General features: G+C 41.4%; 16 protein-coding genes. 15 read left to right on the top strand and 1 reads right to left on the bottom strand.

Annotation, left to right across the window (positions count from 1 at the left end; translation table 11 throughout):
* Positions 1-27 precede the first annotated feature (27 nt).
* Positions 28-408 (bottom strand): DUF3267 domain-containing protein, encoded by a 381-nt coding sequence (locus SporoP17a_RS09615; RefSeq protein ID WP_237262305.1) that lies wholly within the window; start codon positions 406-408, stop codon positions 28-30.
* A 317-nt stretch (positions 409-725) separates the two neighbouring features.
* On the opposite strand from SporoP17a_RS09615, the gene rpsF reads away from it, so the two are divergent.
* The 15 genes from rpsF (at position 726) to SporoP17a_RS09540 (ending at position 15,558) form a co-directional block, all read left to right on the top strand.
* Entirely contained in the window at positions 726-1,013 is a 288-nt protein-coding gene (gene rpsF, locus SporoP17a_RS09610) for a 30S ribosomal protein S6 (protein WP_083034452.1), read from the top strand.
* A 48-nt stretch (positions 1,014-1,061) separates the two neighbouring features.
* Positions 1,062-1,583, top strand: a complete 522-nt coding sequence (ssb, locus tag SporoP17a_RS09605) for a single-stranded DNA-binding protein (RefSeq protein ID WP_083034451.1) — start codon at positions 1,062-1,064, stop codon at positions 1,581-1,583.
* A gap of 45 nt (positions 1,584-1,628) precedes the next feature.
* Positions 1,629-1,865, top strand: a complete 237-nt coding sequence (rpsR, locus tag SporoP17a_RS09600; protein WP_029054370.1) for a 30S ribosomal protein S18 — start codon at positions 1,629-1,631, stop codon at positions 1,863-1,865.
* A 251-nt stretch (positions 1,866-2,116) separates the two neighbouring features.
* A complete protein-coding gene (locus SporoP17a_RS09595) occupies positions 2,117-3,055 on the top strand; it encodes a DUF2232 domain-containing protein (protein ID WP_083034450.1) in 939 nt (312 codons plus the stop codon).
* An 11-nt stretch (positions 3,056-3,066) separates the two neighbouring features.
* The gene (locus SporoP17a_RS09590) at positions 3,067-5,043 is read left to right on the top strand and encodes a DHH family phosphoesterase (RefSeq protein WP_156890556.1); all 1,977 of its coding nucleotides are present in this window, start codon (positions 3,067-3,069) and stop codon (positions 5,041-5,043) included.
* Complete coding sequence (gene rplI / locus SporoP17a_RS09585) at positions 5,040-5,486, top strand: 50S ribosomal protein L9 (RefSeq protein ID WP_029054367.1); 447 nt, start codon at positions 5,040-5,042, stop codon at positions 5,484-5,486. The genes SporoP17a_RS09590 and rplI overlap by 4 nt, the downstream gene beginning before the upstream one ends.
* A gap of 24 nt (positions 5,487-5,510) precedes the next feature.
* A complete protein-coding gene (dnaB, locus tag SporoP17a_RS09580) occupies positions 5,511-6,860 on the top strand; it encodes a replicative DNA helicase (RefSeq protein ID WP_369802822.1) in 1,350 nt (449 codons plus the stop codon).
* A gap of 279 nt (positions 6,861-7,139) precedes the next feature.
* Complete coding sequence (yycF, locus tag SporoP17a_RS09575) at positions 7,140-7,850, top strand: response regulator YycF (protein ID WP_029054365.1); 711 nt, start codon at positions 7,140-7,142, stop codon at positions 7,848-7,850.
* Positions 7,851-7,856: 6 nt separating this feature from the next.
* Positions 7,857-9,680 (top strand): cell wall metabolism sensor histidine kinase WalK, encoded by a 1,824-nt coding sequence (gene walK, locus SporoP17a_RS09570; protein WP_083034448.1) that lies wholly within the window; start codon positions 7,857-7,859, stop codon positions 9,678-9,680.
* Positions 9,671-10,999 (top strand): YycH family regulatory protein, encoded by a 1,329-nt coding sequence (locus SporoP17a_RS09565; RefSeq protein ID WP_083034447.1) that lies wholly within the window; start codon positions 9,671-9,673, stop codon positions 10,997-10,999. Before walK ends, SporoP17a_RS09565 begins: the two co-directional genes overlap by 10 nt.
* Complete coding sequence (locus SporoP17a_RS09560) at positions 10,986-11,798, top strand: two-component system regulatory protein YycI (protein WP_083034446.1); 813 nt, start codon at positions 10,986-10,988, stop codon at positions 11,796-11,798. Before SporoP17a_RS09565 ends, SporoP17a_RS09560 begins: the two co-directional genes overlap by 14 nt.
* A gap of 11 nt (positions 11,799-11,809) precedes the next feature.
* A complete protein-coding gene (locus tag SporoP17a_RS09555) occupies positions 11,810-12,598 on the top strand; it encodes an MBL fold metallo-hydrolase (protein ID WP_083034445.1) in 789 nt (262 codons plus the stop codon).
* Between the two features lie 106 nt (positions 12,599-12,704).
* Positions 12,705-13,949 carry a S1C family serine protease gene (locus tag SporoP17a_RS09550; RefSeq protein ID WP_083034444.1) on the top strand — a complete coding sequence of 415 codons (1,245 nt, stop codon included), beginning with the start codon at positions 12,705-12,707 and terminating at the stop codon, positions 13,947-13,949.
* 411 nt (positions 13,950-14,360) lie between these two features.
* Positions 14,361-14,840: a 23S rRNA (pseudouridine(1915)-N(3))-methyltransferase RlmH gene (gene rlmH, locus SporoP17a_RS09545; RefSeq protein WP_083034443.1), complete on the top strand. Its 480-nt coding sequence runs from the start codon at positions 14,361-14,363 to the stop codon at positions 14,838-14,840.
* Between the two features lie 46 nt (positions 14,841-14,886).
* Complete coding sequence (locus SporoP17a_RS09540) at positions 14,887-15,558, top strand: GIY-YIG nuclease family protein (RefSeq protein WP_083034442.1); 672 nt, start codon at positions 14,887-14,889, stop codon at positions 15,556-15,558.
* Positions 15,559-15,583 lie beyond the last annotated feature (25 nt).

Here is a 15,583-nt window from a genome sequence, read left to right as displayed (position 1 = left end):
CCCAACACAATCGCTAGCTTCTAGACTTCATTCAACAGGATAAACATACAACTTCGGCAACTCGGGATCATCCTTCACCATGGCATGATCCGGAAACTTCTTTAACTCCTTATACATAGCAAAATCCCCAGCCGCTCCGCCAATCAGCATAGCGCCTAACAGCAACAGCACACCGTCATTAAAATACAATGCAAGGACAGCGGGCAACACACCCGTCATCCAAAAGGGTAGCAACAATGCTTTGCGAATACCTTTATTGTCCATCAATTGATCTGCGGTAGCATACGCAACACCCATCTTTAAATTGACGCCATACGCCACGTTCTTCCACGGAACATGGCAAAAAATACGGAAACCAAGCAAGTGAAAAAACTCATGTATAACAATCAGTAAAATATATCCAACCAAAGCATAGACAACATACCACACCGAAAATGACAGATGTAGGCCGCCTTGTAACAGACTACGAATTATCAAAAGTACTATGAGCGGTAAGAAGGTAAGTCATAGACTTTGCTTCGCTATTTTCTGTAAATCTAGCTCTACGATTACAGGCTGTTGTTCTTCCATGTGGGATCACTCCTTAATTCATTCAGTATAGTATATTGAAGGTTGATATTCCAATTATGTTGTGATAGTATGTACTGATGTGAGTAATATTAAATTTACTTACTCCTTGCCCACTTGTAAAAGTAGGGCCCAAGTCCATAAGGAGGTGACTATTGATGAGAAAGTACGAAATTATGTACATTATGCGCCCAACTCTTGAAGAGGACGCGAAAAAAGCGTTGATTGAACGCTTTGATACTGTCTTAACTTCAAACGGAGCGGAAATCATCGAGTCGAAAGAGTGGGGCAAGCGTCGTCTTGCTTACGAAATCGACGACTTACGTGAAGGTTACTACCAATTAGTAACTGCTAACGCTGGTGCTGAAGCAATCGATGAATTTACACGTCTAGCGAACATCAACGAAGGTATCATTCGTCATATGACAATTCGTTTAGATGCGTAATCTGATATAAAACTTATTAAATCTATGATGAGGGAGGTTTGATTCTGAATGATAAACCGTGTCGTTTTAGTTGGCCGATTAACAAAAGATCCTGAGCTGAAATATACACAGACTGGAATTGCTGTTACACGTTTTACACTGGCAGTGAACCGCGCGTTCGCGAATGCCCAGGGAGAACGGGAAGCGGATTTCATCACGTGTGTAGCTTGGCGTAAACAGGCTGAGAATATCGCGAATTACTTACGAAAAGGAAGTCTAGCCGGAGTAGATGGTCGTATACAGACGGGCAGTTTCGAAGGCCAAGACGGTAAGCGTGTTTACACGACAGAAGTTGTTGCGGATAGTACTCAATTCCTGGAACCAAGAAGTGCTAATACAGAACGTCAGCAATCACCATCGTATGGTGGTGGAGCACCTTCTTATAATGCACCTTCTCAAAACCAAGGACAAGGATACAATAACCAGCAATCCTACCAACCGAATCAGCAAAATATGACACGTGTCGATAATGATCCATTCCAGCCAGGCGGCGGTCCGATTGAAGTAACAGATGACGACTTGCCATTCTGATAGAACGGTTCACTCGATACATAAATAGGAAGGAGGACAACAATTATGGCACCACGTCGTGGAGGTCGCAAACGCCGTAAGGTTTGCTATTTTACTTCTAACCACATTACACACATCGACTATAAAGATGTAGATTTGTTGAAGAAGTTTATCTCTGAGCGCGGAAAGATGTTGCCTCGTCGAGTTACGGGTACAAGCGCTAAATACCAACGTAAATTGACGGTTGCAATCAAACGTGCACGCATCATGGCACTTCTTCCGTTCGTATCTGAAGAGCGGTAATATATAAACCGCCACTGACTGAATTACTCAGTCAGTGGCGGTTTTTTATTTGTATCGAAAACTTGTTGTATGTGGGCTTGTTGCCTACCCAATTTACTGTAATTGTAACTGCCTGTATTTTTGATTTCACGTCGAATCATGATACAATTAGAAGGATGATTGTAGCTTTATATGAATTAAGGAATATACCACTTTGTCTCCTACTTAACGATAGGCGGCAAAAGAAGCAGTGAATGAATTGAGGCGTAGATATGCAAGATCAAGCAAGTAGAATTACGTACGGTGCGATGATGGTAGCACTCTTCGCCATCTTACTGGCAATGACTTTGTATGTACCATTACTCGGCTTATTGACATTGTTACTCGTTCCACTACCCATTACAATTTATCGTTTGCGTTATGACCGGATCTCTACATTGATGGTTGCGATGTGTACATGGCTTATCACATTATTGATTGGCGGTTTGCTATCCATTCCTGCAGCGGTTGTATTGAGTGCAGTTGGATTCGTTATTGGTGATACTGTGCGAACTGGCAAGACGAAACTTTATGTATACATGGCGACCGGCGTCACATTGCTCATTTCATTAAGTCTATTGTATCTTGGTACTGTGTGGTTCATGAAAATGAACCCGATTGAACAGTTGATGCAACAATTTTCTGCTATACAGCAAGAAGCACTTGTGATTTTATCAGGTATGGGAAATTCAACGAAGGAAATAGAACGAACCGTGGCAGAGGCATTTACGTATTACCAAACCATTGTGCCTTCCCTGTTCATCTTATCTGTTTTTGTAACAGCCTACCTGTTTGTTATGCCCATTTTGGCGGTTGCAACACGTTTGCGTTTTGAAGTTCCTAAGTTTGCTTCCTTCCTTACTATGCGTCTTCCGTTTGCGACGGTAGTAGCCTATCTGGCGTTGCTGTTGATTTCTATTTTATCGCAGCCAGAACAGGGAACGACGTTCTATCTAATGGAGGCAAATGCCATTCTCATCTTTAGATTCTTATTCTTCTTACAAGGTTTGGCGTTAATTTACTATGCATTGCGCAAGATGAAGCTTCCCGTGATCGTCAACGTGCTAGCTACATTATTCGCCATGTTCCTCAGTCCCTTCACCGTCATGCTGGGTGTTTTGGATATCGCCATTAACATTCGTACATGGATAGATAAAGACAAGAGAGCGTAGGAGATGAGACATTGAATTTATTTTATAAAAAACGAAAGATCCGGATTCCATTGGCATTCTTGTCCCTACTTGGAGCAGTAGGTTCCGTACTACTAATGCTATTGAACTTTTGGGTTGGGCTGCTTTTTGCCGTCGCTTATGCGGCTGCGTTAGGTATTGCTTGGAAAGTAGAGAATGATAACTACTTGGAAACACAGAAGTATATTGAAACCTTATCTTACCGAATGAAAAGGGTAGGAGAAGAAGCGTTACTGGAATTACCCATTGGGATTATCTTGCTGAATGAAAAGCAATTAATTGAATGGGTCAATCCATTTATAAACTCTATTTATCCCGACAAGACATGGATCGGGTCACAGCTCTACGAAATAAATGAAACATTTCGTCAAGTAATTAGAGAAGACAGTGAGCAAGATGTCATCGTATTGAATGATCGCTCGTACCGCGTGTACTATAAACCGGAAGAGAAATTGATCTATCTATTTGACGTAACAGAACGTATGAAGATGCAATCTCTTTATTATGCTGATCGAACGACAATCGGTATTTTATTGGTCGATAACTACGATGAACTGTCCCAGACAATGGACGATCAGACGAGAAGCCAGATGAACTCCGTTGTGACTTCATTGGTTAATCAATGGGCAGATGAGTATGGGATCTTCGTGAAACGAATATCTTCTGAGCGCTTCTTGGCCGTTTTCAATGAAGGTACACTAGCACTATTAGAAAAGACTAAATTTGCATTGCTCGATACGATTCGCGAGAACACATCTAAACATAGCGTATCACTTACATTGAGTATTGGGGTAGGGACAGGTACTACGTCGCTTACAGAGCTTGGTGAGCTGGCACAGTCGAGCTTGGACTTAGTTCTCGGACGTGGCGGTGATCAGGTAGCAATCAAACACCATGATGGGAAGCTGAAATTCTATGGTGGTAAGACAAATCCCGTTGAAAAACGTACACGGGTGCGTGCACGAGTCATTTCACACGCGCTTCGTGATTTAATTCAAGATAGTGACCGCGTGTTTGTCATGGGTCATAAAATGCCCGACATGGATGCGATTGGCGCGTCGATTGGCGTACGTAAAATGGCAAGGATGAATGGCGTTGAAGGCTATGTTGTCGTTAACTTTGATCAGCTCGACGCTAGTGTCAGCCGTCTGATGGATGAGGTGCAGCAAGATGAAATATTATATGATCACATGCTGATGCCTGAAGAAGCACTGGAGTTAATGACTGAACGTTCATTGGTCGTGATTGTTGATACGCATAAGCCGAGTATGGTTATAGATGAGCGCGTACTGGACAAGGCACCCAAGGTTGTGTTAATTGACCATCACAGACGAGGAGAAGAGTTTATTAATAATACTGTGCTCGTATATATGGAACCATATGCATCTTCTACAGCGGAACTGGTGACAGAATTGCTGGAGTATCAGCCAAAGAATGAGAAGTTGACCATGCTGGAATCAACGGCGATGCTAGCAGGTATCGTAGTGGACACGAAAAGCTTTACACTCAGGACAGGTTCTCGTACATTCGAAGCCGCTTCCTATTTGCGAACGAATGGCGCAGATACCGTGCTAGTACAGCGTTTGTTGAAAGAAGATATTTCGACATATATTGAACGTTCAAAACTAATTGAGACCGTAGAATTTGTGGGCAATGGTGATATTGCAATTGCGAGAGGACAGGATGAAGTCGTACACAGCTCTGTACTGATCGCGCAGACAGCCGATATTCTACTGACGATGCAAGGTATTTCCGCTTCATTCGTGGTCGCAAGACGTGATGATGGAAAAATTGGTATTAGCGCCCGCTCATTAGGTGAATTAAATGTACAGGTCGTTATGGAAGAGTTGGGCGGTGGCGGTCATTTAACGAATTCTGCTTGCCAGTTAAATGTAGAAACGATGGATGAAGCCATCACTATGTTAAAGGATGTATTAGAACAATACGTAGAGAGGGGAAATGAAGAATGAAAGTTATTTTTTTAAAGGACGTCAAAGGAAAAGGCAAAAAAGGTGAAGTGAAAGAGGTTTCAACTGGATATGCACAAAACTATTTACTGAAAAATAATGTAGCAGTTGAAGCAACTCCAGGTAATTTAAGTAAGTTGCAAGGCCAGAAGGAACGCCAGAAGAAAGATGCAGCTGCGGAATTGGCAGAGGCTAAAGAATTAAAAGAGCAAGTTGAAAAGTTGACTGTAGAGCTACAGGCGAAAACTGGCGAGGACGGTCGTCTCTTTGGTTCTATCACGTCGAAGCAAATTGGACAAGCGCTAGAAAAGCAAAATAAAATTAAAGTAGACCGTCGCAAAATGGAATTACCTGAGCCAATCCGTGCTCTTGGTTTTACAAATGTTCCGATCAAATTACACCCTGATGTAACAGCTACACTTAAAGTGCATGTTACAGAAGAATGATAAGGAGATAATAGCTTGAACCAGATGATCGAGCGCACACCTCCGCATAACAACGAAGCAGAGCAGTCAGTCCTTGGTGCAATATTTTTAGAACCGCAGGCACTGATTACCGCTTCTGAAATATTGTTGCCGGAAGACTTTTATCGGATCGCACATAAAAAGATTTTCGAAACCATGCTCGTACTGAATGACAGAGGTCAGCCAGTCGATTTGGTAACTATCGCCGAAGAGCTCAAAGTGAAAAATGAGCTTGAAGACGTCGGGGGTATTTCGTATATTACAGAGCTTGCCAACGCGGTTCCGACTGCTGCAAACATTGTTTATTACGCAAATATCGTAGAAGAAAAGGCTTTATTGCGCAGACTGATTCGCGTTGCAACTGACATTGTAGAAGACGGCTACACACGAGAAGACGAAGTAGAAGCCTTGCTTGGGGAAGCCGAAAAAAAAATGATGGAAGTATCCAATAGGAAAAACGCTGGTGACTTCCGTCATATTAAAGATGTACTAGTGGAGACGTATGACAATATCGAATTATTGCATACACGTAAAGGTGATGTAACAGGCATACCTACCGGGTTCCGTGACTTGGACCAGATCACAGCAGGCTTCCAACGTAATGACTTGATTATTGTGGCAGCTCGTCCTTCCGTCGGTAAAACCGCGTTTGCGTTGAACGTAGCGCAGAACGTGGCAACGAAGACAGATGAAAATGTTGCGATTTTTAGTCTCGAGATGGGCGCGGAACAGCTTGTTATGCGTATGCTCTGTGCGGAAGGAAATATTGATGCGCAAGTGTTACGTACAGGGAATCTTGAAGCAGACGATTGGCGCAAGCTGACGATGGCAATGGGCTCGTTATCAAATGCGGGAATATTCATTGATGACAGTCCAGGTATCCGTATCAATGAAATCCGTTCAAAATGCAGACGACTACAACAGGAACATGGTCTTGGTATGATCATGATCGACTATTTGCAACTGATCATGGGAAGCGGTCGGGGTAGTGATAACCGTCAGCAAGAGGTATCTGAGATTTCTCGTTCACTGAAAGCTTTGGCGCGTGAATTGAAAATACCAGTCATCGCACTATCCCAGCTTTCACGGGGCGTAGAGCAACGACAAGATAAGCGCCCTATGATGTCCGACCTCCGGGAATCAGGAAGTATTGAGCAAGACGCCGATATCGTCTCTTTCCTCTACCGGGAAGACTACTATGACAAAGAAACGGAAATGCAAAACATGATTGAAATCATTATTGCCAAGCAACGTAACGGCCCAACCGGTACCGTGACCTTGGCATTTGCAAAGGAATACAACAAGTTCCTCAATATTGACTGGAGCCAGCACGAATCACCTCCGTCTTACGAATAAAACAGCGCGCCTTTCTTCTATAATTGTAGAAGAGGACGCGCTGTTTTTTCATAGTTCCAAGCAAGCGATCTTTACCTGAAAAAGTGCGATTTTGCACAAATCATGATAGAGTTAGAAGATATGGAATACTATATTTGAGCCTTAGAATTAGGCTGAAACCATAGAAAAGATAGAATAGCGTTTAATATACCACGCAAATTCACATTGCCGAATCTTGTCGTGGAACCAGAATATAGCTTAAAAATATGATCGCCAATTATGGTGAGAAAGGAACAAAACATGCAAAATAAAACTGTATTTATTGTAGACGATGAGAAACCCATCGCAGACATCATAGAATTTAATTTGAAAAAGGAGGGTTTCAACGTCTTTTGCGCATACGACGGTGAAGACGCGATCAATCGCGTAGAAGAAATTCAGCCGGACATCATGCTTCTTGATATCATGCTTCCTAAACGCGATGGCATGGAAGTCTGTCGAGAAGTACGAAAAAAATATGATTTCCCTATTATCATGCTGACAGCGAAGGATTCAGAAATTGATAAGGTGTTAGGGCTTGAACTAGGCGCAGATGATTACGTTACGAAGCCATTTGGCACAAGAGAACTAATTGCTCGAGTCAAAGCTAATCTGCGTCGTCACGCGAGAACTATAGCGGAAGATCAGGAAGAAGAAACGAATGATATTACAGTCGGACAACTTGTCATCCAACCCGATGCCTACTATGTTCAAAAACGTGGAGTTACGATTGAACTGACGCATCGTGAATTTGAGCTACTGTACTACTTAGCAAAACATATCGGTCAGGTGATGACACGTGAACATTTACTGCAAACTGTATGGGGCTATGATTATTTTGGTGATGTACGAACAGTCGATGTCACGATTCGACGCCTTCGTGAAAAGATTGAAGACACGCCGAGTCATCCGAGCTGGATCGTTACAAGACGTGGCGTAGGCTATTATTTGCGCGATCCGGAACAGGAGTAGGCCACTATGCATAAGGTTGGGTTTTTCCGGTCAATTCAAGTCAAATTTGTCTTGATCTATGTCTTGCTTATACTTGTGTCTATGCAGATTATTGGGCTGTATTTTGCTCGTGAACTGGAACAAACACTAAAAGATAACTTTACGAATTCGATTGTAGACCGAATGAATTTAGTCGAGTTCAGTGTGCGGGAAGAAATTATAAAAAAACGTAAAGATAGTGATCCCACGCTAGAACAAAGCTTAAAAAATGTCTTGTTCGAATTCACTTCAGACGACATTATTGAAATACGAGTTATAAATTCTAAATATCGTATTCTGGCGACATCCTCATTTGACAATCAGATGAGGGTAGGTCAGCATTCGACCAATGATAATGTGCGGAAGTCTATTACGTCAGAGGCGATGAAAGACGTTGTGATGATTGATCCGCAATCTCATAATCGTGTACTATCCTTAGCCAAACCAATTTTTAATGGTAATGAAATTATAGGATCGCTTTATGTAGAAGCGAATATTGAATCTGTATTCCAACAAATTGAAGAAATCAATCGAATATTGGCGGGAGCCGCGGCTGTCTCCCTGACCATTACAATAATAGTTGGGATTTTCATTGCCAGGGCATTTACCCGGCCCATTTCAGATATGCGGCGACAAGCACAAGCGATGGCAAAAGGAAACTTCACCCGAAAGGTTAAAGTGTACGGATCGGATGAGATGGGTCAGTTGGCCATTGCATTCAACCACTTAACCAACCAGCTGCAAGAATCCCAGTCCACTACGGAAAGTGAAAGGCGAAAGTTAGCCTCGGTTCTAGAAAATATGACGGACGGTGTCATTTCGACCGATCGAAAAGGACGAGTTAGCCTAATTAACGACTCTGCCCTTCAAATGCTCGGTGTAACGAATGACCTCGTCATTAATCGACCTATCGCCAGTATTCTGGGTATAGATGATGAGTATACGTTTGAAGAACTAATCCAAATGAAAGAATCGATACCTCTAGACTTCAGTACAGAAGATCAAGCATATATTTTACGTGCTACAATATCCGTCACGCAACGTGAAACAGGCTTCGTAAACGGCCTGATTGTGGTACTACATGATAATACGGAACAAGAAAAGATTGATATGGAACGTCGTGAATTCGTGTCGAATGTTTCGCATGAATTGCGTACACCGCTCACTACGATGCGCAGTTATCTCGATGCGTTGGCAGAAGGGGCTTGGCGCAATGAAGAAATTGCTCCAAATTTCTTGCATGTGACGCAAAATGAAACGGAGCGAATGATTCGTCTCGTGAACGACTTACTGAAACTTTCACGTATGGACAGTAAGGAATATGAATTGAATAAAGAATGGGTAGAATTTAACCGATTCTTCAATGCGGTTATTGAGCGATTTGAATTTTCGAAGTCGCAAAATGTACGTTTTACTCGAAATTTATATTCAAGCAGTCTATTCGTGGAGATCGATACCGACAAACTAACGCAAGTACTAGATAATATCATTTCTAACGCCTTAAAGTATTCACCAGATGGTGGAGAAATCCGTTTCGGTGTAACAGTCTCAGGCGATTATATTAAGGTAATGATATCCGATGATGGAATGGGTATTCCTAAATCTAATGTCAATCGAATATTCGACCGTTTCTATCGTGCAGACAGAGCCCGTTCTCGTGCCCTCGGTGGGACCGGCCTAGGACTTGCAATCGCTAAAGAAATGATCGTAGCGCATAAAGGGGAGATATGGGCACAAAGTGAGGAAGGAACAGGAACGACAATCTTCTTCAAGCTACCATTTGAACAACAAGAGGACGGTGAATGGGATTGAAATATATTGAAACAATTAAATCCATCGTACTGTTGTTACTCGTCTCGTTGAGTGTGCTCTTCACATTAGCGGTATGGAACTATTCGCCGAATTATGAACCAATGGAACAACTACAGACTGTTGATATTTCCATTTCTGAAAAGAAAGCAATTGATGAAATTATTAAGCCGTATAAAATGATTACTATTTTAAAAGAGCAAGTACTGGGTTCTACAGATACTGAAAAGATCGACAAGATTCTGACAGAAATGAATACGTGGGATTTATCTGATCTACATTTAGTAAGTCAAGACATGAATAAGTTTGATATTGCTAAACTCTTACGGCAACCAAGTCAAATGACATTTTACTTCACGGGCGAAGTACCCATACTCGTCTATGACAATGTATTACTAGTCGATGACGTCAATATTCCTGAAGCCACTTTTAATCGTCTAGTCATTGACTGGGGGCAATCTACGCAAGCGCCAGTCATTCACTTACTGAGCGAAATGAGCGGCTTACACTACCAGATGCAAGTGACACTACCGAATAAAACAAGTTTCTTGCGCAACGTAGTGGATATCGGTCAGTCATTCGATGAATATGCGGAAATAGATCGTGGCAATGCATCATTTCTTGCCGTACCAAAAAACCCTATAACTGTTATGCGTAATACGTATTATCAGGAAGAGGTCAATCCATTGCGTTTTCGTGATGCATTGTTCAGTGATCCGAATGCGGTACGACGTAATCTAATCGATTCAACGCATGAGGAATATGGAGACGACCATGCTTTCATGAATGTCGATACCGAGATTAAGCGGTTGAATTATGTCATGCCTGCAATGGAAAGTCAGGAGATAGCGATACCTTCAGAACTGTTGTTAAATACTATTGATTTTATCAATGAGCATGGCGGATGGACAGATGAGTACCGCTACGCTTATATGAATCCAATTTCCCGTTATGTTCGGTTCCAACTATATGTCGATGGCTTGCCCGTCTTTAGTGATCAATCAGGTACTAGCGAAATCACGGAGACGTGGGGAAATCAGCGCGTATTCAAATATATACGCCCATATTACACATTGGATGTGAACATTAAATCTGTACAAGAAACTTTGCCTTCGGGAGTGGAAGTGGCGGAGGCTTTACGTGAATCAGAAGAGCTAGACTTCGATTCGATAGAAGAAATCACTCCGGGGTATTATATGAATCGTGATATAGAACGCAAATTGATTATTTTGCAACCTTGCTGGTATTACCTTATCAAAGGTAACTGGTTACGCTTCGCTCCAGAAGAATTACAAGGAGGTGGCAAGATTGGATTGGAATAGAACCAAAACGATCTTTATTGTCGTCTTTTCCATTCTAAATGTCTTCTTGTATTGGCTTTATTTAGATAGGCAAATGGGTGTCGGAAACATGCAGATTCTTGGGAAAACATCCGTGGAGGAAACATTGGCATTAGAGAATATTACGTATGAGCCTATTTCTTTCACCAAAAAAGACGTATCGTATTTGTCAGCCCATATTGCCACCTTTTCTTATGACAAATTAGAAGAATTAAGTAATCAAACATTTGAAATGATTGAAAAATCATTATTACTATCCCGAATGAAAAAGCCTGTAAAGGTAAGGGATGATCAGGACGAGTATGAATTTGATGAGTTCTTGAAAAAATATGTGCTCAATGGTGAAGATTACGTGCTTTGGGATGTGGATGAAGAAGAGCAGAGTGCCGTATTCTTTCAACGGGTAAAGAACGAAACTATTTTCCACAGCCCCAACGCCATGCTCACCTTGCACTGGAACGAGGATGGAGAAGTTACGCATTACGAACAAAGTATGCTCGATGAATTCTTAAGCTTTAATCATAAGAAAGACTTACTGTCGCAGAACGACGCAGTCTCTTCACTTGTTACACGTGGTTATCTGCAACCTGGTTCCACTGTTATGCAAGTAAAATCAGGTTATTCGACACTTGTTCAGTTGACGGAAACTCAAGTATTTGCACCAACGTGGAATGTTCAGGTAAAATTGGAGGATGGAACAATAGAGCATTACTTTATCAATGCGATTGAAGGAAAAGTCATCGAGTTCCAATCGGAAATAGTAGAAGAGTCAACAGAATAGGAGTTTTCCACATGCGATTTAGCATTTTGGCGAGTGGCAGTACAGGCAACTCGCTATATATAGAGACAGATGAGCATGCTTTTCTTGTAGATGCCGGCATGAGCGGTAAGAAAATTGAAGGTTTACTCGGATCGATCGATCGCTCGATGAAACAAATTGACGGCATATTCGTCACACATGAACACAGTGATCATATTAAAGGAATCGGCGTACTGGCCCGGAAGTATAAAACACCCATCTATGCCAATGCCAAAACATGGCAGGCAATGGACGGACTGGTAGGAGATATTCCTGTTGATCAGCGTTTCCACTTTGACATGGAAACGGTGAAAACATTTGGCTCACTGGATATCCAGTCATTTGCTGTATCCCATGACGCAGCGGACCCAATGTTCTATACGTTCAATGAAGGTGACCGTAAACTGGCAATCATTACGGACACAGGATACGTCAGTGACCGTATGAAAGGTCATATCCGAGGTGCTGATAGCTTTGTATTCGAAAGCAATCACGACGTCAGCATGCTACAGATGGGACGTTATCCATGGTCTATCAAACGCCGTATACTAAGTGACGTGGGCCACGTATCAAATGAAGATGCAGCGGTCGCAATGAGTGAAGTTGTAGCTCAAAAAGAAGCGCATATTTATTTAGCCCATCTTAGCTTAGATAATAATATGAAAGACTTGGCGCGCATGAGCGTAGCACAAACCCTCGAAGATTGCGGTATTCGTGCAGGAGAATTTGTTCATTTGCATGATACGGATGCATCAGAATCTACAGAACTTGTGCTAGTCTGAAGTACTTGCGAAAAGCCTTGCTAAATTAGTGAGGCTTTTTGCATTTTCAAAGAGTTATTGGGGTACAGTACATGTAGGATTACTTTCTGATAAGGAGGAAATGCGAATGGATGATGAAAGAAGAGAAGAAAGAAAAGAAGAAATGGAGTGGCAACAGCCAATTCCGCCGGTAGAAACGACACGCAAACCAAAACGTAGAGGTGGTTTTTGGCCTGCTTTACTAGGAGTATTAGTAGGTGGGGTCATCGTATTTTTGGTCATGATGTATGCAACTGACTCATCAAGTACTACCGATGTTGCAACGTCTAAAACAAATGAAGTCAAAACCAACTCGGAACACGCCCAAGTATCAATGGACATCTCAAGCGAAATTACGGATGTGGTAGGTGATGTTGCAAATGCCGTCGTTGGTATCACAAATATCCAGACAGTCCAAGACTTCTGGTCCTCCACAACGTCTACTCAAGAAGCAGGCTCGGGTTCTGGTGTTCTGTATAAAAAAGAAGGTGACAAAGCATATATCGTCACCAATCACCATGTCGTGGAAAATTCCGAACAACTCGAAGTCAGTTTTGATGATGGAACGAAGGTTGAAGGAAAGTTAATCGGCAGTGATCTATGGACAGACCTGGCTGTAGTCGAAATTGATTCAGAACATGTGGATACAGTGGTAGAATTCGGTGATTCAGATGCGCTAAAACGTGGGGAATCAGTTATTGCAATCGGTAACCCATTAGGTCTTGGCTTTGCAGGTTCTGTTACAGTTGGTGTAATTTCAGGTAAAGACCGCTCTATTCCAATGGATCTAAACAAAGATGGAAACATTGATTGGCAGGCAGACGTCTTGCAGACAGATGCAGCGATCAATCCTGGGAACTCAGGTGGTGCATTAATCAACATGGCGGGTCAATTGATCGGGATTAATTCCATGAAGATTTCTGAAGCAACAGTAGAGGGCATCGGATTGGCTATTCCAATCAATATTGCATTACCAATTATTGAACACTTAGAAGAAACAGGACAAGTAAATCGTCCGACGATGGGCGTATCGTTACTTGATCTTCGACAAATTCCTATTCAGCAACAGCAACAGACGTTAAACTTGCCTGAAGAAGTAACGGAAGGTGTCGTTGTAACGGATGTCATACCGAATTCATCCGCGGTAGCAGCAGGCATGAAGAAGTATGATACAATCGTTCAGCTGGATGAAGAGAAAGTGACAGATATGGTCAGTCTACGTAAGTATTTGTATAATAAAAAAGAAATTGGCGATCCGTTAAAAATTACAGTCTATCGAGATGGAAAGAAACTGGACTTGGAAATGGTATTGAAGGACGGCAATACATTCTAAGAGAATAAAAATTGTCCACATACTGAGCAACTTTCAGTCCACATCAGGCATCGAGCGAAAATGCGCTACGGTGCCTGATTTTTTTATGAAGTTATCCAATTGTGGATAAAATCAAAATAATGTGTATAATATTGTGCAAAATAATATGTTTAAAAAATAATAAATAACACAAAGATGACAAGTGTTAATCCCTTACAGGCCAATAGGTTGAAGCATTTTCATTTTTTATGGAAAAAGGATTATATTATTTAAATTGTGAAACAAGTAAATAGTTATCCACATTCGTATGGTATAATAATCAGTGAAATTCACATGTAGTAGAGAACGGATAATCGGACACAATATGTAGATAAGATTGTGGATATGTGCATAAGTACTGTGTATAACAATTAGAGGGCGAGTGGATAAACTGTGAATATATCAATTGTCACCGTGGGTAAGTTAAAAGAGAAGTATTTGAAACAAGGAATAGAAGAGTATACAAAACGTCTAAGTAGCTATGCAAAAATGCAGTTAATCGAAGTGGCGGACGAAAAAGCACCTGAAACACTAAGCGAAGCTGACATGGAAATCGTTAAAAAGAAAGAAGCTGATCGAATTCTGGCGAAAATTGCACCAGACGCGCATGTCATTGCACTAGCAATCGACGGGAAAATGAAAACTTCTGAGGAATTTGCAGCTAGTATCGATTCGTTGATGACGTATGGTAAAAGCAAGATTGTCTTTGTAATTGGTGGATCACTCGGCTTACATAGTAGTGTATTACAGCGTTCAAATGAGAAGTTGTCATTTTCCAAGATGACGTTTCCACATCAGTTGATGAAGTTGGTGTTGGTGGAACAGATTTATCGTGGGTTTCGGATTATTAAGGGGGAGCCTTATCATAAGTAAGTACGGTTTTTTTAAAAAAACTAATTTAGAGAGGAGAGAAGAATAAGTGGAAAGTTATAGGTACAGCAAATTACCCCTAACACCCGCAATCATTGAAACTTTAATAATTGAGTTGTTTAATGGAAAGACTATTAAAAGAGATGAAATAGTAAATAAAGTGCTAAGTTATCATGAAGCAAATGGTGGATTACCCCCTGAGGCTAAAGATTTTCCAAGATCAGTAAAAAGGGCTCTTGAAAATATGTCCAAAAAGGGTTGGGTAGAAAATAGAGCACGTGGATTCTGGGATGTAAATAAAGAGAATTCACCGGTTATAAAAGAAAAAGAAGAAGAGGAAGTAACTCAAGTGGAAAGAATCCCTGCACATGCTGTGTATGGAAATGGTATTTCGGCGGTGTATTTTTATTATTACGATGGTTATAAAAAACTTGCATTATTACAGAACAAACGAACATGGCCTTGTAAGATCGGAAGAACAGATAGTGACCCGATAATTCGAATACTTGCTCAAGCATCGACTGCATTACCGGAAACTCCGACTATTGAATACATTGTTAAAACTGATGATGCTTCGTTATTGGAAACAATGTTACATTCAATCTTAAAAGTGAGAGGAAAGCAAATTGAAAAGTCTCCCGGCTCAGAGTGGTTCGACACAAATCCGGATGAGGTAATTGAAATAATAGAATTTGTAAATAAAGGGATGTTAAATCAGTAATAGTTTCCAAACCTTATGATTATCT

Source organism: Sporosarcina ureae, assembly GCF_002082015.1.
Taxonomy (GTDB): Bacteria; Bacillota; Bacilli; order Bacillales_A; family Planococcaceae; genus Sporosarcina; species Sporosarcina ureae_A.
This window is presented reverse-complemented; position numbering and strand designations above follow the sequence as displayed.